General features: G+C 72.1%; 15 protein-coding genes. 4 read left to right on the forward strand and 11 right to left on the reverse strand.

The annotated features are described in order from the left end of the window. Positions 1 to 18: 18 nt before the first annotated feature. Complete coding sequence (locus BDZ31_RS05250) at positions 19 to 234, reverse strand: hypothetical protein (RefSeq protein WP_183339680.1); 216 nt, start codon at positions 232 to 234, stop codon at positions 19 to 21. 100 nt (positions 235 to 334) lie between these two features. Here BDZ31_RS05250 and BDZ31_RS05255 point away from each other — a divergent pair, with 100 nt between their 5' ends. Next, on the forward strand, positions 335 to 1,303 hold the full coding sequence (locus BDZ31_RS05255) for an SGNH/GDSL hydrolase family protein (protein ID WP_183339682.1): 969 nt from the start codon (positions 335 to 337) through the stop codon (positions 1,301 to 1,303). Positions 1,304 to 1,320: 17 nt separating this feature from the next. Here the strand turns inward: BDZ31_RS05255 and BDZ31_RS05260 are convergent, their stop codons facing one another. The 7 genes from BDZ31_RS05260 to BDZ31_RS05290 all read right to left on the reverse strand — a co-directional run bounded on the left by BDZ31_RS05260 (position 1,321) and on the right by BDZ31_RS05290 (position 11,778). Beyond that, positions 1,321 to 2,844: a glycosyltransferase family 39 protein gene (locus BDZ31_RS05260; RefSeq protein ID WP_183339684.1), complete on the reverse strand. Its 1,524-nt coding sequence runs from the start codon at positions 2,842 to 2,844 to the stop codon at positions 1,321 to 1,323. 89 nt (positions 2,845 to 2,933) lie between these two features. Next, the gene (locus BDZ31_RS05265; RefSeq protein ID WP_183339686.1) at positions 2,934 to 4,502 is read right to left on the reverse strand and encodes an acyl-CoA carboxylase subunit beta; all 1,569 of its coding nucleotides are present in this window, start codon (positions 4,500 to 4,502) and stop codon (positions 2,934 to 2,936) included. Positions 4,503 to 4,568: 66 nt separating this feature from the next. Then, on the reverse strand, positions 4,569 to 5,057 hold the full coding sequence (locus BDZ31_RS05270; protein WP_183339688.1) for a DUF2269 family protein: 489 nt from the start codon (positions 5,055 to 5,057) through the stop codon (positions 4,569 to 4,571). A gap of 126 nt (positions 5,058 to 5,183) precedes the next feature. Further along, the gene (locus BDZ31_RS05275; RefSeq protein WP_183339690.1) at positions 5,184 to 8,186 is read right to left on the reverse strand and encodes a hypothetical protein; all 3,003 of its coding nucleotides are present in this window, start codon (positions 8,184 to 8,186) and stop codon (positions 5,184 to 5,186) included. Positions 8,187 to 8,284: 98 nt separating this feature from the next. Further along, a complete protein-coding gene (locus BDZ31_RS05280; protein WP_183339692.1) occupies positions 8,285 to 9,073 on the reverse strand; it encodes an ABC transporter permease in 789 nt (262 codons plus the stop codon). Further along, complete coding sequence (locus BDZ31_RS05285) at positions 9,066 to 10,022, reverse strand: ABC transporter ATP-binding protein (RefSeq protein WP_183339693.1); 957 nt, start codon at positions 10,020 to 10,022, stop codon at positions 9,066 to 9,068. Before BDZ31_RS05285 ends, BDZ31_RS05280 begins: the two co-directional genes overlap by 8 nt. Positions 10,023 to 10,164: 142 nt before the next feature. Continuing rightward, positions 10,165 to 11,778, reverse strand: coding sequence for an acyl-CoA mutase large subunit family protein (locus BDZ31_RS05290; RefSeq protein ID WP_183339695.1), 1,614 nt, complete (start codon positions 11,776 to 11,778; stop codon positions 10,165 to 10,167). 202 nt (positions 11,779 to 11,980) lie between these two features. Between BDZ31_RS05290 and BDZ31_RS05295 the strand changes: the two genes are divergently transcribed. Next, a complete protein-coding gene (locus BDZ31_RS05295) occupies positions 11,981 to 12,703 on the forward strand; it encodes a molybdenum cofactor biosynthesis protein (protein WP_183339697.1) in 723 nt (240 codons plus the stop codon). Positions 12,704 to 12,707: 4 nt separating this feature from the next. On the opposite strand, the gene BDZ31_RS05300 is transcribed toward BDZ31_RS05295, so the two are convergent. The 3 genes from BDZ31_RS05300 to BDZ31_RS05310 form a co-directional block, all read right to left on the reverse strand. Then, a complete protein-coding gene (locus tag BDZ31_RS05300) occupies positions 12,708 to 13,172 on the reverse strand; it encodes a hypothetical protein (RefSeq protein WP_183339699.1) in 465 nt (154 codons plus the stop codon). 446 nt (positions 13,173 to 13,618) lie between these two features. Further along, positions 13,619 to 14,287 carry a thiaminase II gene (gene tenA, locus BDZ31_RS05305; protein WP_183341009.1) on the reverse strand — a complete coding sequence of 223 codons (669 nt, stop codon included), beginning with the start codon at positions 14,285 to 14,287 and terminating at the stop codon, positions 13,619 to 13,621. Then, on the reverse strand, positions 14,284 to 14,817 hold the full coding sequence (locus BDZ31_RS05310) for a ferritin (RefSeq protein ID WP_183339701.1): 534 nt from the start codon (positions 14,815 to 14,817) through the stop codon (positions 14,284 to 14,286). The genes tenA and BDZ31_RS05310 overlap by 4 nt, the downstream gene beginning before the upstream one ends. A gap of 112 nt (positions 14,818 to 14,929) precedes the next feature. Between BDZ31_RS05310 and BDZ31_RS05315 the strand changes: the two genes are divergently transcribed. Together BDZ31_RS05315 and BDZ31_RS05320 are read left to right on the forward strand one after the other, a co-directional pair. Continuing rightward, the gene (locus BDZ31_RS05315) at positions 14,930 to 15,877 is read left to right on the forward strand and encodes a UDP-glucuronic acid decarboxylase family protein (protein WP_183339703.1); all 948 of its coding nucleotides are present in this window, start codon (positions 14,930 to 14,932) and stop codon (positions 15,875 to 15,877) included. A 56-nt stretch (positions 15,878 to 15,933) separates the two neighbouring features. Next, positions 15,934 to 17,469 carry a sugar transferase gene (locus BDZ31_RS05320; RefSeq protein WP_183339705.1) on the forward strand — a complete coding sequence of 512 codons (1,536 nt, stop codon included), beginning with the start codon at positions 15,934 to 15,936 and terminating at the stop codon, positions 17,467 to 17,469. Position 17,470: the final 1 nt, after the last annotated feature.

Below are 17,470 nucleotides of genomic sequence, written 5' to 3' on the forward strand. Positions count from 1 at the left end.
TGGCGCGGCGGCCGGCGGTCAGCGGCCCCACGGATCGCCGTCGCCCCAGCTCTGGGCCGGGGCTCGCACGCCCTCCAGCAGGGCGCTGCGGGTCCAACGGTCGACCCGCTCGGGAGCGGGGACGTAGACGGGGGCGGTCTCGCGCATGAACTGCTCCAGCGCGGCGACGACGGCGGCCGCCTCCTCCGGGCTGGCGTTGGGCGCGACGATCTCGAGCTGCGGGCGACGGTTCACGCTCCCCAGCGTATCGGTCCCGGCCGCCGCGGAGACCCAGCTCGAACGGCCGGAGACACGAACGTTCACATGGCTCCGCCGACTCGGTTAGCGTGTCTCCATGATCCCACCACGTCTGATGAGCGGCGCGATCGCGCTCGCGGCCGCGGCCGCGGTGCTCGCCCCGACCGCGGCGGTCGCGAAGAAGCCCTCGGCACAGGGCAAGAAGGCGGCCGCGACGCAGTACTACGTCTCGCTGGGCGACTCGTACGCGAGCGGCTTCCAGCCGCCGGCGGCGGGGGCCGGCGCGGGCAACACGAAGGCGGGCTTCGTCTACCAGCTGCCGGCGCTCGCCAGAAAGCGCGGCTGGAAGCTGAGAGTCGTCAACTTCGCCTGCGGCGGGGCGACGACGACCTCGATCCTGCGGCAGAAGGACTGCCCGGATCTCGCGCTCGGCCCGGGCGCGAAGGGCTACGGCGGCAAGACGCAGATCCAGGCCGCCGAGGCGTTCATCAAGAAGAACAGACGGAACGTCGGCCTCATCACCGTCTCGATCGGCGGCAACGACGTCACCTCCTGCGTGAGAGAGCCGGCGACCGCGGTCACCTGCGTCGCCGGCGCGATCCAGCCGCTCGGCGCGAACGTGAGAACGCTCGTGAGACGGCTGCGCAAGGCGGCCGGCCCGAAGGTCCGCATCGTCGGCACCACCTATCCCGACGTGATCCTCGGCATGATGCTCCAGCCCGGCGGCGACACGCTCGCGAGACTGTCGGTCGACGCCTTCAGATCGATGATCAACCCGACGCTGGAGAACGCCTACAGAGAGGTCGGCGGGCGCTTCGTCGACGTCACCGCGGCGACCGGCGCCTACACGCCGCTGACCGAGACGACGACGGTCGAGGGCCTCGGGACCGTCCCGGTCGCCGTCGCAAAGGTCTGCGACCTGACCTGGTTCTGCGCCGCGCAGGACATCCACGCGAGAGCGTCCGGCTACCGGGTGATCGCCGACCTCGTCGCGAGAACGCTGCCGAAGAACGGCCAGAGAGCCTCCTCGGCGCCGAAGAAGAGAGCGAAGAAGAAGGGCAAGTAGCCCGCGAGCGCCGACGCTCAGGGCGCCGGCTCGAACAGCGTCGCGCCGGGCCACACGCCCGGCGCGAGCGCGACCGGCGTCGGCGAGACGTACTCGACGACGCGGAAGCCGTCGACCTCGCGCTCGCGCCGCTGCGGGAAGAGCGCGGCCAGCTCCGCCTCGGCCGGCGCGGGCGCGATCGGGTGCAGCGCCCGCTGGCCCGGGCCGCGCGCCGGCTCGACGACCAGCCACGCGCGCCTGGCGCTGAGCGGCTGCGACGCCGGGACGGTGCGCAGGTAGTGGGTGACGACCGGCTGCCCCAGCGGCGTCGCCGCGATCACCGGCGCGGCGTCGCCGGCCTGCGCGTCGGCGGCGCTGACGGCGGCGAGCGCGGCGCGCCAGTTGGTCTGCTCGTAGTGCCAGTCGGTGTGCGCCCACACGACCGCCGTCACGCAGACGGCGAGGTAGGCCGCCAGCGGGATCGCCCGCAGTCGCAGCAGGCCCAGCGCGACGAGCGCGGCGCAGAGCGGCAGCGCGTAGAGCAGGTTGCGCATGTAGAGGCGGTCGTAGAGCCCGGTGACGGCGAGCGCGACCGGCACGGCCAGCCCGATCGCGAGCAGCGCGAGCAGGGCGGCCGGGCCGTCGGCGAGCGGACCGTCGGGGTCGGCCGCGGCGGGCGGCGCGGCGGCGGGTCGCGCGGCGGCGGTCGGCGGCGCCGGAGCGGCGGACGACACGCCGACGGCGGCGCGCCCCGCCGCGCGGGCGGCGAGCGCGGCGCGAACGGCCAGCGCGAGGCCGACGGCGCCGCCGGCGAGGAAGAGCGCGAGGCCGAGCGCCTCCAGCCACGTCCGCGGCACGTTCATCCCCGTCGCGAACTGGCGGACCAGCTGCTCGACCCGCTCGAGGAGATCGGTGCCGGCGATGAAGCCGGCGCGCTCGTCGCCGGTCTGCTCGCGCACCATCGCGACCAGCGGCAGCAGCGCGACGAGCACCGCCGCGGCGGCGGCCGCGGTCGCGACACGGGCGCGCGGCCGCAGCCACAGCAGCACGACCACCTCGGCGAGCACGAGGAAGCCGCCGTAGTAGTGGGTCCAGATCGTCGCCGCGGCGGCGAGGCCCCACAGCGCGAGGCGCCGGCCCGTCGCGGACTCCAGCACGGCCGCGAACGCCCACACGCTCAGCAGCGCGGTCAGCACGAGCAGCGCGTAGGAGCGGGCGTCGAGCGCGTAGACGACCAGCACCGGCGAGACGGTCACGATCGCCGCCGCCGCGAGCGCCGGCACGCGGCCGACCAGGCGCCGCAGCGCGAGGTAGGCGACCGGCGTGGCGGCGATCGAGGCGAGCGCGGAGACGGTCCGCAGCGTCGCCTCGCCGCTGTCCCCGACCACCTGCGACCACGCCCACGTCAGCAGGTAGAAGAGCGGCGGGGTCGACTCGGTCCGGCCGATCGTCTCCCACACCGCGCCGAGGCCGCCGGCGTCGACGACGGCGGCGGTGTAGGTCTCGTCGAACCAGAGGCTCGACCCGTCGAGGAACGGCAGCCGCAGGGCCGCGGCGAGCACGGTCGCGAGCGCCAGCAGCGCGACCGTGGCGCGGCCGGCCTCCCGTCGCGGGGAGGCCGACGCCAGCGCGTCGATGCTCGCCGCGCCGCTCAGAGCGGGATGTTGCCGTGCTTGCGCTGCGGGCCGGGCTCGCGCTTGGTCTGCAGCGTGTGCAGCGCGGCGATCAGCTTCGGGCGCGTCTCGTGCGGCACGATCACGTCGTCGATGTAGCCGCGCTCGGCCGCCGCGTAGGGGTTCGCGAAGCGGGCCTTGTAGTCGTCCATCAGCTTTCTGCGCCGCTCGTCGGGCGTCGGGCTGCCCGCGATGTCGCGACGGTAGATGATGTTGACCGCGCCCTCCGGGCCCATCACCGCGACCTCGGCCTGCGGCCAGGCGAAGTTGAAGTCGGCGCCGAGGTGCTTGGAGGCCATGACGTCGTAGGCGCCGCCGTACGCCTTGCGCGTGATGACGGTGATCTTCGGCACGGTCGCCTCGGCGTAGGCGTACAGCAGCTTGGCGCCGTGGCGGATGATCCCGCCCCACTCCTGCGCGGTGCCGGGCAGGAAGCCGGGGACGTCGCAGAAGGTGACGATCGGGATGTTGAACGCGTCGCAGGTGCGCACGAACCGCGCGCCCTTCTCGGAGGCGTTGATGTCGAGCACGCCGGCGAGCGAGGCCGGCTGGTTCCCGACGATCCCGACCGGGAAGCCGTCGAGCCGCGCGAGGCCGCAGATGATGTTGGTCGCGAAGTGCTCGTGGACCTCGAAGAACTCCCCGTCGTCGACGACCAGCCGCACGACGTCGCGCATGTCGTAGGGCTTGTTCGGGCTGTCGGGGACGACCGTGTCGAGCTCGGCGTCCATCCGCTGCGGGTCGTCGCTCGGCGCCACGCGGGGCGGCAGCTCGAGGTTGTTCGACGGCAGGAAGGAGAAGAGGTAGCGGGCGTCCTCCAGGCAGGCGTCCTCGTCCTCGGAGGCGAAGTGCGCGACCCCCGACTTCGAGTTGTGCGTCATCGCGCCGCCGAGCTCCTCGAAGGTCGGCTCCTCGCCGGTGACGGTCTTGATCACGTCGGGGCCGGTGATGAACATGTGAGAGGTCTCTCTCACCATGAAGATGAAGTCGGTTATCGCCGGCGAGTAGACGGCGCCGCCGGCGCACGGGCCCATGATCAGCGAGATCTGCGGGATCACGCCCGAGCACTTGACGTTGCGCAGGAAGACGTCGCCGTAGCCGCCGAGCGAGACGACGCCCTCCTGGATGCGCGCGCCGCCGGAGTCGTTGATGCCGATGACGGGGCAGCCGATCTTCGCGGCCAGGTCCATCACCTTGCACATCTTCTCGGCCATCACCTCGCCGAGTGAGCCGCCGACGACGGTGAAGTCCTGGCTGAAGACGCAGACGCGGCGGCCGTCGATCGTGCCGTGGCCGGTGACGACCGCGTCGCCCCACGGCCGGTTCTTCTGCATGTCGAAGTCGTGCGTGCGGTGGCGCACGAAGGTGTCCAGCTCCTGGAAGGAACCCGGGTCGAGCAGCTTCTCGATCCGCTCGCGCGCGGTGTACTTGCCCTTGGCGTGCTGCTTCTCGACCGCGGCGGCGGAGGCGGAGTGGATCGCCTCTTCGCGGAGCTCGTTGAGCTGGCCGAGCTTCTCTTCGAACGTCTCTGGAGCCTTCTGGCGCATATCGGCGGCGATGCTAGTGGGTCGCTCCGGCGATGACCGCCGTTACGCGGCCCCGAATGGGGGGTTCTACGCGCCGGGCTTGACGACCATCAGGAAGACCGCGATCACGACCAGCAGCGAGACGCCGGCGGAGAAGAGCGCGTGCTGGCGCGACAGCTGGCCGTACTCGGCGCTGAGCGTCCCGCCGCCCTGGGCGTCGAGCGCGGCGCGGTCGCGCAGTCTGCGCTCGAGCGGGATCATCACCGCGTGCTCGATCCCAAGGATCACGATCAGGATCGCGAAGCCGCCGCTCCACCAGCCGCTGGAGAAGTCGCTCCAGCGGTCGGCGGCGAGGTAGACGCCGGCGATCAGGACCAGCATCGCGGCGGGCGTCACGAGCTTGCGGGCGATCTGGATCTGCGACTCGTGCACGGCGGCCAGCGAGCGCGGATCGAGTCTGCGCGCGACGCCGTCGATGATCGGATAGACGAACGTCACGCCGAAGGCGACGATCGCCGCCGCGATGTGGACGAAGAGGACGATCGCGTAGAAGTCGAGGTGCCCGGGAGCGGTCATGAGGCCAGAAGCTATCCGACCGAGCCGACGACGCGCCGCGCGGGTGCGCGCGCGTGCCGGGTGGTCTGAGGACATCGGGCGCGCCGCGCTCCCTGCGCGAGCGCGGCGCACCGGAGCGCCCGTGCGCTACCGCAGCTTCGCTCTCACCTTCAGCGACGCGCGGGCGCCGTCGGTCTGCCGCGTCTTGACGGTCACCGTCAGCGGCCCTCTGCGTCTCGCCAGCCGTCGCGCGAGCCCGCCGCGGGCCGTGACGCCCCGCAGCGTCATCGAGACCGTCCGCGGCGCGCCTCTGCGCGGCAGTCTCAGCGTCACGGTGCGGCCGCGCGTGCGGACCGCTCTGCCGGCGAGCCGCTTCTTGCCGCGCTTCGCGACGACCGTCGCGGGGGCGAGCCGCAGGCCTCTGGGCAGCGCGAGCGAGACCGACCGCAGGCGCTTGCCGGACGGCGCGGTGACCTTCGACGACAGGTTGCCTCTGCCGCCGCGGAAGCGCAGCGAGGCGGTCGCCTTCGTGCAGCCCCGCACGACCAGTCTTGGGCGGGCGCTCGCCCGCTTGCCGTTCTGGCCGGTGAAGGCGGCCTTCAGCGGCGGGCGGCGGCAGAGGTCGCCGACGGTCGTCAGCGCGCCCTGGCGGCCTCTGAACTTCAGCGTGAAGCTGGAGAGCGCGAGGTCGGGGATGCGGTCGAAGGTCGTGATGACCGTGCCCGCTCTGCTGATCGAGATGATCCCCTCGAGGTCGAGCGACACCTCGCCGCGCAGCTGCACGACGAGCTTCGGCAGCCCGGTGCCGACTCTCACGAGGTAGGTCGGCCCGCGCAGCGGTCGCTCGATCAGCGGGCTGACGGCCGTCGCCGTCGCGACCATCGACCGTCTCGAGCAACTGTCCTGCTCCAGCTCCTCCGGGCGGCAGGAGGCGTTGATCGTCGGCAGGTTGGTCGAGAGGGCGCGCGGGAGGGTGACGACCGCGGTTCTCATCGCCGCCTGGCCGGCGCGCTGCGTGATTCTCGTCGTGAACCGCGGCTGGACGCCTCTGCGGGTGGCGTTCCTGCCGGAGATCGTGCCGGTGATCCGCGGCGCGAACGGCAGTCTCTCGCAGCCGCTGACCGTGATGCTGCTGTTCGCCGTCGCGCCCGGGCCGCCGTCGAGCGGCGTGAAGACGCCGCCGGCCGGGCGCTCGCCGCAGCTGGTCGGGTTGCGCATGAAGCCCTCGCGGTCGACGGTGACGATCAGTCTGCGGATCGCGAGCGGGATGCCGAACTGGAGCGCCGGGATCGGGTCGCTGACGACGTCGAGCCCGCCGTCGGCGCCGAGCGCCAGCCGCTGGCCGACGATCACCGTGCCGGCGTCGACCGGGCCGAGCCGCGCCGGCACCTTGACCGACAGGCCGGCCGGGTCGCCGGGCACCTTCGGCTCGGTCAGGTAGATGCTGCCGGGCAGCGTCGGCGGCTCGCCGCCGGAGCCGACGATCGACTGGACGCTGCCGATCCGGCTCGACTCCTCGCAGTTGCCGGCGGCCGCGTTCGTCAGCGAGCACTTCGTCAGCCCTCTCAGCGCCAGCGACCCTATGAGGCCCGGCGGCAAGTCGAACGCGACCGAACCGACCGGGACCGTTCTGTCGGGCCGGTCGAAGCTGAGCGTGAACGCGGTCGTCGCGCCGGCCTGCGGGTTGGCGACCAAGGTCCCCATCGACGGCGCGAACAGGCGCACGCAGTCGCCGGCGGTCGTGAACGAGCCGGTCGGTCTGATCGCCGGCCCGCCCGACCACGGCCCGACGACCGCCTGGGAGACGTTCTCGCCGCAGGTCGTCGGCGTCACCAGCGCCGAGCGGGCGCCGCCTCTGAAGGTCAGTCTGAAGTTGGTGAACGCGATCTGCGGCAGGTCGCTGAAGACGGTCGTCACCTGGCCGGTCGCGTTGTCGGGGTTGACGGTCGCCGAGACCTTGATGTGCGCGCCGAACAGCGGCACGTCGAGGAACAGCCGCAGCCGGTCGGTCGGCGTCTGGGTGCCGAAGTAGACGGTGCCGGGGAAGTTGCCGAGGATCGGGGAGGTGAAGTCGATCGTGCCGACCTCCGAGGAGGCCGGGCAGTTGGCCGGCACCGACGTGTCGCTCTGCGCGAAGCCCGCGTCGGTGCACGCCTCCAGGTTGGCCGCGAGCGCCGCGTTCAGCAGCACGCCCGGCGGCGCTATGACGGTCGTTCTGCGGACGTGCGAGTTGTCGCGCTCCGGCGTGCCCGCGCCGGGGCGGACGTCGAAGCTGATCGCCGAGGTCGAGTCGGGCGTCGACGGGTCGGCCGCCGTCGTCAGCGACGCCCCGAACGGGACGTTCTCGCAGTCGGTCGGTCGGTAGCTCGCCGTCCCGCTGGTGGTCTCGCCGGCGTGCGAGACCGCGGAGACGGTGATCGGCGCGTCGATGCACGCGGTCGGGTTGGTGAAGAAGCTTCTGCCCGCCGGCGTGAAGCCGTAGAGCGTCTGCACGAGGCTGTCGACGTGGACGCTCAGGCCTGAGGCCTCGTCGGGGATGCCGCTGATCGAGGCGCGCAGCCCAAGGTTGTGCGGGATCACCGTGATCGGCGAGACCAGCTTCACGCGTCTGACGAGCGGCGCGAGGGGCGCCGGCGGGCCGACATCGATGCCAAAGGCGGTCGGATATCTCGCCGGGTCCGGCGAGGGGATGCGGTAGATCGAGCCGCTCAGCGGGACCGGGATGTTGCCCGGCAGCTCGATGACGCCCGGGATGCCGATCGGGACGTACGCGGTCGCGTTGGTCGTCGCCTCGCCGACGATCGTCTCGGCCCCGCAGTCGGTTCTGCTCGTGCTCTCCGGATCGAATCTCTCGCACACGTCGGCGTTTCTGACGTTCGCGACGATGCCGGGCGCGAGGTCGATCTGCAGCTCGTCGACGCTGTCGGCTCTGCCGTCGCCGCTGCCGTCGAACTCGACCGCGATCCGCATGTCGGGATGGGCGCCCGCGGCGAACGGGCCCGACGGCGGCAGCGGGCCGCCTCTGGAGGGCGCCACCGGCGTCGCCGTCACGCCTTCGATCGCGAACGCCTGCGCGCTGGCTGCGAGCGCGCACGGCGACAGGACCGCGGCGAGCGCTGCGATCAGCGCTCGCGGGGGAACGAGCTTCATCTCACCTCTCCTTGCGACGTGACGGTGACGACCTTCCGTCTCGCACGGGGTCCATGCCCGTCATCCGGGCATGGCAAACAGGCGCGTTTCAAGCAGGGTCAGCGCACGTCGCGGCGGTCGAACAGGGCGACCGCGAGCGCGGTGAAGAGGAGGCCGCCGGCGAGCAGCAGGCCGAAGTCGCCCCAGTCGGCGCCGTTGCGCAGCGGCTCGTCGCCGTAGGCCCACTGGAACGGCGAGAAGCCGAGGTGGTCCGACAGCCCCGCGACGAACGGGGCGATCGAGGTGTAGAGGAAGCCGGCGGCGGCCAGCCCGGCGGCGATCCCGAGGCTGAGGCCGCGGCGGCCGGTCGCGCCGCTGAGGCAGAGCGCGATCCCGCCGTAGAGGACGCCGAGCAGCAGGTTGCCGGCCGTCGCGGCGGCGAGCTTGCCGGCCGACAGGTCGATGTCGACGAGCGGGCCGATCGCGACCAGGCCCAGCCACGTCACGAGCCCCAGGGCCAGCAGTCCGGCGAGCAGCGCGACCGCCTTCTCGATCACCACGCGGGCGCGGTGGATCGGCGTCGCCAGCAGCAGGTCCATCGTCCCGCGCTCCTCCTCGCCGGCGATCGCCCGCGCCCCGCGGCCGATCGCGAAGCTGAGGAAGATCAGCGGTCCGAGCGTCGAGAACAGCTGGCCCTGGAGGTAGCCGGCCGGCGTGCCGAGGTCGGCGATCCCGACGGCCGACTGGACCGACGGCGGCAGCTCGCCGAAGCTTCTCGTCAGCGTGTCGTCGCCTTCGATCGACGGCCAGAAGGCGAGCACGACGGCGACGAGCGCGAGCGTCGAGAGGCTCCAGCCGATCATGGCGGCGCGCTCGCTGCGCAGCGTGCGGAGCGCCAGCTCAGGCATCGGCGCCGCGCTCCCGTGAGGTCGCTCCCGGCGCGGCCGCGCCCGGCGGGCCGCCCTGCGCGCCCTTCGCGTCGTAGCGGTCGAGGAACAGCTCCTCCAGCTCCGGCTCCTGGGCGGTGAGGCTGACGACCTCGTGGCGGGCGACCGCCTTCACGACCGCGTCCATCCCGCCGTGGACGGTGAAGCGCGCGAGCGGGCCGCGCACGTCGACGCCGCTCACGCCGGGCAGGCCGGCGAAGTCCTCGGCGGCGACCGGCGCGGCGAAGGTGACGGCGACCTTGCGCGGCGCGCTGCGCTTGAGGTCCTCGATCCGCTCGACCGCGAGCAGCCTGCCGGCGCGGATCATCGCGACGCGGTCGGCGACGTGCTCGAGCTCGCTCAGCACGTGGGAGGAGAGCAGCACGGTCGCGCCGTCGCGGCTGACCTCGGCGACCAGCTCGTGGAAGGTGCGCTGCAGCAGCGGGTCCAGCCCGCTGGTCGGCTCGTCGAGGATCAGCACCTCCGGTCGGTGCATGAACGCCTGGATCAGCCCGACCTTCTGCTTGTTGCCCTTCGACAGCTCGCGGATCGGCCGCTCGAGCGGGAGGCCGAAGCGATCGGCGAGCGCGGCGACGTACGCGCGGCCGACGCCGCCGCGCAGCCGCGCGAGGAAGGTCAGCAGCTCGCGGCCGGTCGCCTCCTCGTACAGCGCCAGCTCGCCGGCGAGGTAGCCGAGCCGTCGTCGCACGTCGACGCCGCGTCTGCGCACGTCGAGGCCAAGGATCTCGGCGCTGCCGCGGGTCGGCCGCAGGAGATCGAGCAGCAGCCGGATCGTCGTCGACTTGCCGGCGCCGTTGGGGCCGATGTAGCCGAACACCTCGCCGCGCGCGACCTCCAGGTCGAGGCCGTCGAGCGCCGTCACCTTCGGGTAGGCCTTCGTCAGGTCGCGCGTGCGGATCGCGGCGTCCATCTCGCCGTCGATCCTCTCCGATCCGGTCGACGGAGGAACGTCGGCGCGCCGGGCGGCCGCGCCATGCCGGCCGCGCGGGATCCCACCGCGCCGGCCGCGCGGGCCGCGCCGCCGGATCGGATCGGGCGGCGCGGGTCAGGCGTCAGATCTCGGCGTGGTAGGTGCCGAAGACGTCGCGCATCGCGGCGCAGACCTCGCCCATCGAGCAGCGGTCCTTCAGCGCCTGGCGGATGAACGGCAGCAGGTTGTCGCTGCCCGCGGCCGCGTCGCGCAGCTCCTGCAGGCGGCGCTGGGCCAGCTCCTGGTCGCGGTTCTGCTTGAACGCCTTCAGCCGCTCGACCTGCGCGCGCTCGGTGGCGGGATCGACCTTCAGCAGCTCGGTCACCTCGAGCTCCTCGTCGGCGAAGCGGTTGACGCCGACGACGACGTCCTGCTCCTGCGCGTAGCGCTCCTGGTAGCCCCACGCCGACTCCTCGATCTCGTTCTTGATGAACGCGATCGCGTTGACCGAGCCGCCGAGCTCGTCGACCTTGGCGATCAGCTCGGTCGCGCGCTGCTCGATCTCGCTCGTCAGCGCCTCGACGAAGTAGGAGCCGGCGAACGGGTCGACGGTGTCGGTCGCGCCCGACTCGTAGCCGATGATCTGCTGCGTGCGCAGGGCGATCTTCGCCGCCCGCTCGGTCGGCAGCGCGAGCGCCTCGTCGAAGCCGTTGGTGTGGAGCGACTGGGTGCCGCCGCAGACCGCGGCGAAGCCCTGCAGCGCGACGCGCACGATGTTGTTCTCCGGCTGCTGCGCGGTCAGCGTCACGCCGCCGGTCTGGGTGTGGAAGCGCAGCTTCAGCGACTTCGGATCTCTGGCACCGAACCGCTCGCTCATGATCCGCGCCCACATCGTGCGAGCGGCGCGGAACTTCGCGACCTCCTGGAAGACGTTGTTGTGGCCGTTGAAGAAGAAGGCCAGCCGCGGCGCGAACTCGTCGACGGCGAGGCCGGCGTCGATCGCCGCCTGCACGTAGGCGATGCCGCTGGAGAGCGTGAAGGCGACCTCCTGGACCGCGGAGCAGCCCTTCTCGCGGAAGTGGTAGCCGGAGATCGAGACCGTGTTCCATCTCGGCACGTGCTGCTTGCAGTACGCGAACAGGTCGGTCGTCAGCCGCATCGACCCCTCGGGCGGGTAGATGAAGTTCCCGCGCGCGATGTACTCCTTGAGGATGTCGTTCTGGACCGTGCCGCGCAGCTTCTCGGGCGCGACGCCCTGCTCCTCGCCGACGAGCTGGTAGAGCAGCAGCAGCACCGACGCCGGCGCGTTGATCGTCATCGACGTCGAGACCCTGTCGAGCGGGATGCCGTCGAAGGCGGTCCGCATGTCGTCGATCGTGTCGATCGCGACGCCGGTGCGGCCGACCTCGCCGAGGCAGCGAGGATCGTCGGAGTCGAGGCCGAGCTGGGTCGGCAGGTCGAAGGCCATCGAGAGGCCGGTCGAGCCGTTCGCGAGGAGGTACTTGTACCGCTCGTTCGACTCCTTCGCCGTCGCGAAGCCCGCGTACTGGCGCATCGTCCACAGCTGCGAGCGGTACATCTCCCTGTGCACGCCGCGCGTGTACGGGAAGGCGCCGGGCTCGCCAAGCTCGAGCGGCCGCGGGAGGTCGCGCTCGTCGTAGAGCGCCTTGATCTCGATGCCGGAGTCGGTGAAGTGACGCGGATCGTCCGGGCCGACGATCGGGGCGATGAAGCGGTGGTCCTCGGTGACGCTCATGCGTTCGAGGTTACTTCGGGGTCTGCGAGAAGACCGCCGATCGGGCGACGCGCCGACTGGCCCGTCTCGCCGGGCGGTCCGCGTGCCCGTGCCGGCGCCGGGCGCGCCGTCGCGCGGGCGCGCACCTGCCGCGTGGCGTGCCGTCGCGCGGGCACGTACCCGCCGCCGGGCGCGCCGTCGCGCGGGCGCGTACGCTTGCTGCATGGAGGTGACGATCCGACTGTTCGCGATGCTGCGCGAGCGCGCGGGGACGGCTGAGCTGCGCCTCGAGCTGCCCGACGGCGCCCGCGTCCGCGACGCCCTCGCGACGCCCCAGGTGGCGGCGCTGGCGGAGGGGCTCCCGCTCGTGCTGGCGGTCAACCGCGAGTACGCGGCCGACGACCTGCCGCTGTCGCCGGGCGACGAGCTCGCGCTGGTGCCGCCGGTGTCGGGCGGGGCCGGCGGGGAGGGCGCCGTCGACGACGCCGATGCGACGCCGCGCCCCGCCGACGCGCGCGGCTCCGCCGCCACCGCCGCGCCCCACGTCGCGATCCGCGACGAGCCGCTGTCGCTCGACGCGCTCGTCGCCCGCGTGCGTGACCCGCGCGCCGGCGCCGTCGTTACCTTCTCCGGCGTGACGCGCGAGGTCGACGAGCTCGTCTACGAGGCCTACGGCGAGATGGCGCTGGAGCAGATGGCGACGATCGTGCGCGAGGCGGTCGACCGCCACGGCCTCTGCGCCGCCGCCGCGGAGCACCGCGTCGGGCGCGTGCCGCTGTCCGAGCCCTCGGTGCTCGTCGCCGTCTCGGCGCCGCACCGCCCCGAGGCGTTCGCCGGCGCCCGCGAGATCATCGACCGCATCAAGGCCGCCGCCCCGATCTGGAAGCAGGAGGTCGAGGCCGGCGCGGCGAGCTGGGTCGACGGCACCACCCCGCCGGTCGGCTGAGCGTTCACCGGGTGCGCAGCTCCGGCGGCAGGTAGCGCTGCGCATCACGCTCGGCCTGCTCCAGGCGCCGCTGCATCTCGCGTTCCTCGCGCGCGATCTCCCGCCGGCGCATCCAGCGTGGGAAGCGCAGCCGGCGGCGACGGGGCTCGCCGAGCAGGGACCGCTCGTCGCTGTCGACCATCCACGGCTCCAGCTCCTCGCGCGTCAGCACGACCGTCGGTCTGCCCGGAAGCGTCACGCGGATCTCGCCGTCCGCCTCGAGCTGATGGCGGGCGGGGTAGATGAAGAACTGGACCAGCCCGCCGTCGGCGTCGAAGCGGAGGTTGTGGTCCTCGGGCGTCTCGTCGTACTCGACGATCGGGCGGGGCGGGTCGATCCAGCAGTTCAGCTCGTCGACGAATGCGGAATATCTGACGCGATCGAAGGTCACGTCGCCGATCGCGAAGCGCTTCTGGTCTGACTCTTCCATCGCGGTCCTTTCCGTTGACCGTATGCGGTCACGATGTATGGCTCGTCCGCGGTCCAGTCGACGACGGCGAACAACCAGGCGCTCGGACCCGCGCCCAGCTTCCAGTAACGCCAGCGACCGGCTCGCGGGTCAGGCGTGATCGCATCGGGCTCGCGGACCATCGCGAGCACCGCGTCCTGCCAAGGCCACATCTCTTCGTGCTCGAGGACGACGTGCACCCAGTTTCTCGGCCGCAGCACCACCTGTCTACACCACGGGTCTTGTGTGACGCGCGCTCTCACGAGCGGCCGACCGTACGGTCGGCCGACCGCCCGCAGACGGCACTGCGCGCGGGTTGGTGCGGAGGCGCGCGAGCGGGCGCAGAGTGCGCGGCCGTGGCGACGGACCGCTGCGACGCAGCGTGATGCGGCGTCGGTCGCCGGCTGCCGCGCGGCGCGGCCTCCGCGTCAGCCGGCCGGCGCCTCCAGCCGCCAGGCGGCGTCCCAGAAGGCCAGCTCGCAGCGGCTGCTCTCGGCGAAGGCGGCGTGCATCCGCGCTCGCCCGGCGGGGTCGGCGGCGGCGCCGAGGCGGTCGGTCAGCTCACGGCACCAGCTCGCCAGCGCCTGGAACTCCGGGTCGGCGTAGGTGGCGATCCAGCGGGCGTAGCCGTCGTGGGCCGGCGGGCCGGCCTGCGCGAGCCGCTCGCCGATCTCGGCGTAGCCCCACATGCACGGCAGCAGCGCCGCGACCAGCTCGGAGAAGTCGCCGAGCGCGGCGGTGCGCAGCAGGAAGTCGGCGTAGGCGCGCGTCGTCGGCGTCGCGCGCTCGGCCTCCAGCTCCGCCTCGCTCACGCCCCAGTCGGCGGCGAAGGAGCGGTGGAGGTCCATCTCGGTCACGAGGATCGCCTGGGTCAGCTCGGCGAACCGCCGCATCGTCGCGAGATCGGGCGCCCGCGCGCACCCGAGCGCGAGCAGGCGGCCGTAGTCGACGAGGTAGAGGTAGTCCTGACGGACGTAGTGGCGGAACCGCTCGACCGGCAGCGTGCCGTCGCCGATCCCGCGCACGAACGGATGGTCGTGCTGCGCCTCCCAGACCGCCGCGGCGGCGAGGCGCAGCTCGTCGGCGAAGGAGCTCAGAGCGCGCCGCCCGCCGCTGCCGGGGCCGTCGGGTCGTCGCCCGCGTCGCCGGGCTGCTCGCGCGCGAGCCAGTCCTCGATGTCCATCGGCCGGTCGACGAGCCGCTCGGCGATCGTCAGCAGGTCCGACATCGACGCGACCTCCTCGACCTGCTCCTTCAGGAACCACTGCATGAACTGCTCGCTCTGGAAGTCGCCGTCCTCGCGGGCGACGCCGACCAGCGCGGCGATCTGGTCCGAGACGCGCTTCTCCTGCTCGAGCGCGAGCGCGACCGGCGCGACGACGTCGGAGAACGCGGTCTCGGGGCCGGCGACGCCGGGGATCGCGACGTCGGCGTCGAGGTCGAGCAGGTACTGGACCATCATCATCGCGTGATTGCGCTCCTCGACCGCCTGCGCGTAGAAGAACGCGGCGAGGCGGGGAAGCGTCTCGCCGTCGTAGTAGACGGCGTTGGCGACGTACTGCTGGGAGGCCGCGAACTCGTTCGCGATCTGCTCGTTCAGGCGCTCGACGAAGCGGGTGGCGGGCATGGCACTCCTGGTGATCGCGGTTCGGTGGATCGGCTCGCGCGCGGGCGAGCAGCGATCGTAGAGGACGCCACCGACATGCGAGGGGACCGCCGTCGGGGCTATCCTCCGACGAATGGCTACCTGTCTCGTGACCGGAGGCGCCGGCTTCCTTGGCTCGCACCTGTGCGATGAGCTGCTGCGCCGTGGGCATCGCGTGATCTGCGTCGACAACCTCGAAACCGGATCGCTCAAGAACATCCACCACATCCGCGTTCCCGAGTTCGTCCACCTCAACGTCGACATCATCGAGCCGTTCTTCGTCGACGAGCCGGTCGACTTCGTCTACCACCTCGCCTCGCCCGCCTCGCCGATCGACTACCTGCGGCTGCCGCTGCACACGCTGAAGGTCGGCTCGCACGGCACCCACCACGCGCTCGGGCTGGCGAAGAAGCATCGCGCGCGCTTCCTGATCGCCTCGACCAGCGAGGTCTACGGCGATCCGCAGGAGCATCCGCAGAAGGAGACCTACTGGGGCCACGTCAACCCGATCGGGCCCCGCGGCGTCTACGACGAGGCGAAGCGGTACGCCGAGGCGCTGACGATGGCCTACCACCGCCAGCAGGGCGTCGACACCGCGATCATGCGGATCTTCAACACGTACGGCCCGCGGATGCGGCCGCACGACGGCCGCGCGATCCCGACCTTCCTGCGCCAGGCGCTGCAGGACCAGCCGATCACCGTCTTCGGCGACGGCTCCCAGACGCGCTCCTTCTGCTACGTCTCGGACCTGATCCGCGGCATGATCGCGCTCGCCGAGTCCGGCCATCACCATCCCGTCAACATCGGCAACCCGAACGAGTTCACGCTGCTGGAGCTGGCGGAGACGGTGATCGAGGTGACCGGCTCGCGCTCGCAGATCGTGCACGAGCCGCTGCCGACCGACGACCCGCAGGTCCGCCAGCCCGACATCGCGCTGGCGGGTCAGCTGCTCGGCTGGGCGCCCGAGGTCGAGCTCCGCGAGGGGCTCCGACGCACGATCGAGGACGCCGGCGTCGAGATGCTGACCGGAACGTCGAGCTGACGCCGTCGACGAAAGGCCGGAACTCCGTCGAGTCCGGCCCGTTGCACTAGGAGGACATGCATCGAGTGGCGAACGGCGCGGTGAAGGTCGAAGAGCAGCAGCATGGGCAGAGCCTGGCGGTGCCGGTCCTGTCCGACAGAGACGTGCGCCGCAAGCGCCCGCCGGTCCTGTCGTTCCTGCTGCGGCTCGCGACGCTGCGCAAGCTGCTGCGCGTCGTCTCGCTGCTGGCGCTCGACTTCGCCGGCGTGTGGGCGGCGCTGTTCACCGCGCTGCTGCTGAAGGCGGTCATCAAGAGCGATCACGACCTCGCGGCCGCGGTCGATCTCGCCGCCGGCCAAACGCGCGAGTTCCTCGCCTTCGCCTACCTCGTGACGGTGCTGCTGTTCGCGCGCTCGGACCTCTACGCCGACCGCCCGCGCCGGCCGGGGCTGACGAAGATCGTCGCCTCGCTCTTCCAGGTGACGGTCGTCGCGCTGATCTTCGCGGTCGCGAGCGGGGAGAAGTTCCAGAGCTACTACATCTTCTACGGGACGCTCGGCTTCGCGATCGTCTACGTCTCGTCGCTGCGCTGGGTCCACACGCGCGTCACCGGATGGCTGCTGAGCCAGGCCGGCTACGCGCGGCGGGCGCTGCTGGTCGGCAGCGGCCAGCACATCGACCAGGTCGCGCACGCGCTCGCCACCTCCCCCGGGCGCCAGATCGAGATGGTCGGCTACATCTCGCTCACGCCCCGGCCCGAGAACGGCCTGCGCTCGCTCGGCGCGCTCGACGAGCTGGCAGAGGTGCTCGAGCGCGATCGCGTGCAGGAGGTGATCATCGCCGACCCCGACTTCCCCGAGCAGCACGCGGTCGAGCTGGTCGACCAATGCCACCGCCGCGGGGTCGACGTCCACGTCGCGCCGTCGACGATGGAGATCCTCGTGCAGCGGGCCGAGTTCGTCCCCGGGCAGTCGGTCCCGCTGTTCACGCTCAAGCCACCGGTCTTCGAGGGGATCGACTTCGCCGTCAAGCGCACCTTCGACCTCGTCGGCTCGTTCGTGATCCTGCTGCTGCTGTCGCCGCTGCTGATCGCGCTGTCGCTCGCGGTCAAGCTCAGCTCGCGCGGCCCGGTCCTCTACCGCTCGCCGCGCCCGGGCATCGGCGGCGTCCCGTTCGACTGCTTCAAGTTCCGCACGATGTTCGACGACGTCGTCGTCTCCGACGAGGAGCTGGAGCGCCTCAACGAGGCCGACGGCGCGCTCTTCAAGATCCGCGACGACCCGCGCATCACGCCGGTCGGCAGGGTGCTGCGCCGCTACTCGCTCGACGAGCTGCCGCAGCTGATCAACGTCGTGCGCGGCGAGATGTCGCTCGTCGGCCCGCGCCCGCTGCCGCTGCGCGACTTCGACCGGCTCGAGGAATGGCACAAGAAGCGCTACCTCGTGCTCCCCGGCATCACCGGGCTGTGGCAGGTCTCGGGCCGCTCGGAGCTGAACTTCGACGATCTCGTGCGGCTCGACTTCGTCTACCTGGAGCGCTGGTCGGTCGCGCTCGACCTCGTGATCCTGCTGAAGACGATCCCCGCCGTCGTGATGCGGCGCGGGGCGTTCTAGC

The sequence above is a fragment of the Conexibacter arvalis genome (genome assembly GCF_014199525.1).
GTDB classification, from domain to species: domain Bacteria; phylum Actinomycetota; class Thermoleophilia; order Solirubrobacterales; family Solirubrobacteraceae; genus Conexibacter; species Conexibacter arvalis.

Coding starts and splice junctions, on each gene's coding strand:
- BDZ31_RS05255 (WP_183339682.1), top strand. CDS start 335: ATGATCCCACCACGTCTGATGAGCGGCGCGATCGCGCTCGCGGCCGCG.
- BDZ31_RS05265 (WP_183339686.1), bottom strand. CDS start 4,502: ATGCGCCAGAAGGCTCCAGAGACGTTCGAAGAGAAGCTCGGCCAGCTC.
- BDZ31_RS05270 (WP_183339688.1), bottom strand. CDS start 5,057: ATGACCGCTCCCGGGCACCTCGACTTCTACGCGATCGTCCTCTTCGTC.
- BDZ31_RS05275 (WP_183339690.1), bottom strand. CDS start 8,186: ATGAAGCTCGTTCCCCCGCGAGCGCTGATCGCAGCGCTCGCCGCGGTC.
- BDZ31_RS05280 (WP_183339692.1), bottom strand. CDS start 9,073: ATGCCTGAGCTGGCGCTCCGCACGCTGCGCAGCGAGCGCGCCGCCATG.
- BDZ31_RS05285 (WP_183339693.1), bottom strand. CDS start 10,022: ATGGACGCCGCGATCCGCACGCGCGACCTGACGAAGGCCTACCCGAAG.
- BDZ31_RS05290 (WP_183339695.1), bottom strand. CDS start 11,778: ATGAGCGTCACCGAGGACCACCGCTTCATCGCCCCGATCGTCGGCCCG.
- BDZ31_RS05295 (WP_183339697.1), top strand. CDS start 11,981: ATGGAGGTGACGATCCGACTGTTCGCGATGCTGCGCGAGCGCGCGGGG.
- BDZ31_RS05300 (WP_183339699.1), bottom strand. CDS start 13,172: ATGGAAGAGTCAGACCAGAAGCGCTTCGCGATCGGCGACGTGACCTTC.
- BDZ31_RS05310 (WP_183339701.1), bottom strand. CDS start 14,817: ATGCCCGCCACCCGCTTCGTCGAGCGCCTGAACGAGCAGATCGCGAAC.
- BDZ31_RS05315 (WP_183339703.1), top strand. CDS start 14,930: ATGGCTACCTGTCTCGTGACCGGAGGCGCCGGCTTCCTTGGCTCGCAC.
- BDZ31_RS05320 (WP_183339705.1), top strand. CDS start 15,934: ATGCATCGAGTGGCGAACGGCGCGGTGAAGGTCGAAGAGCAGCAGCAT.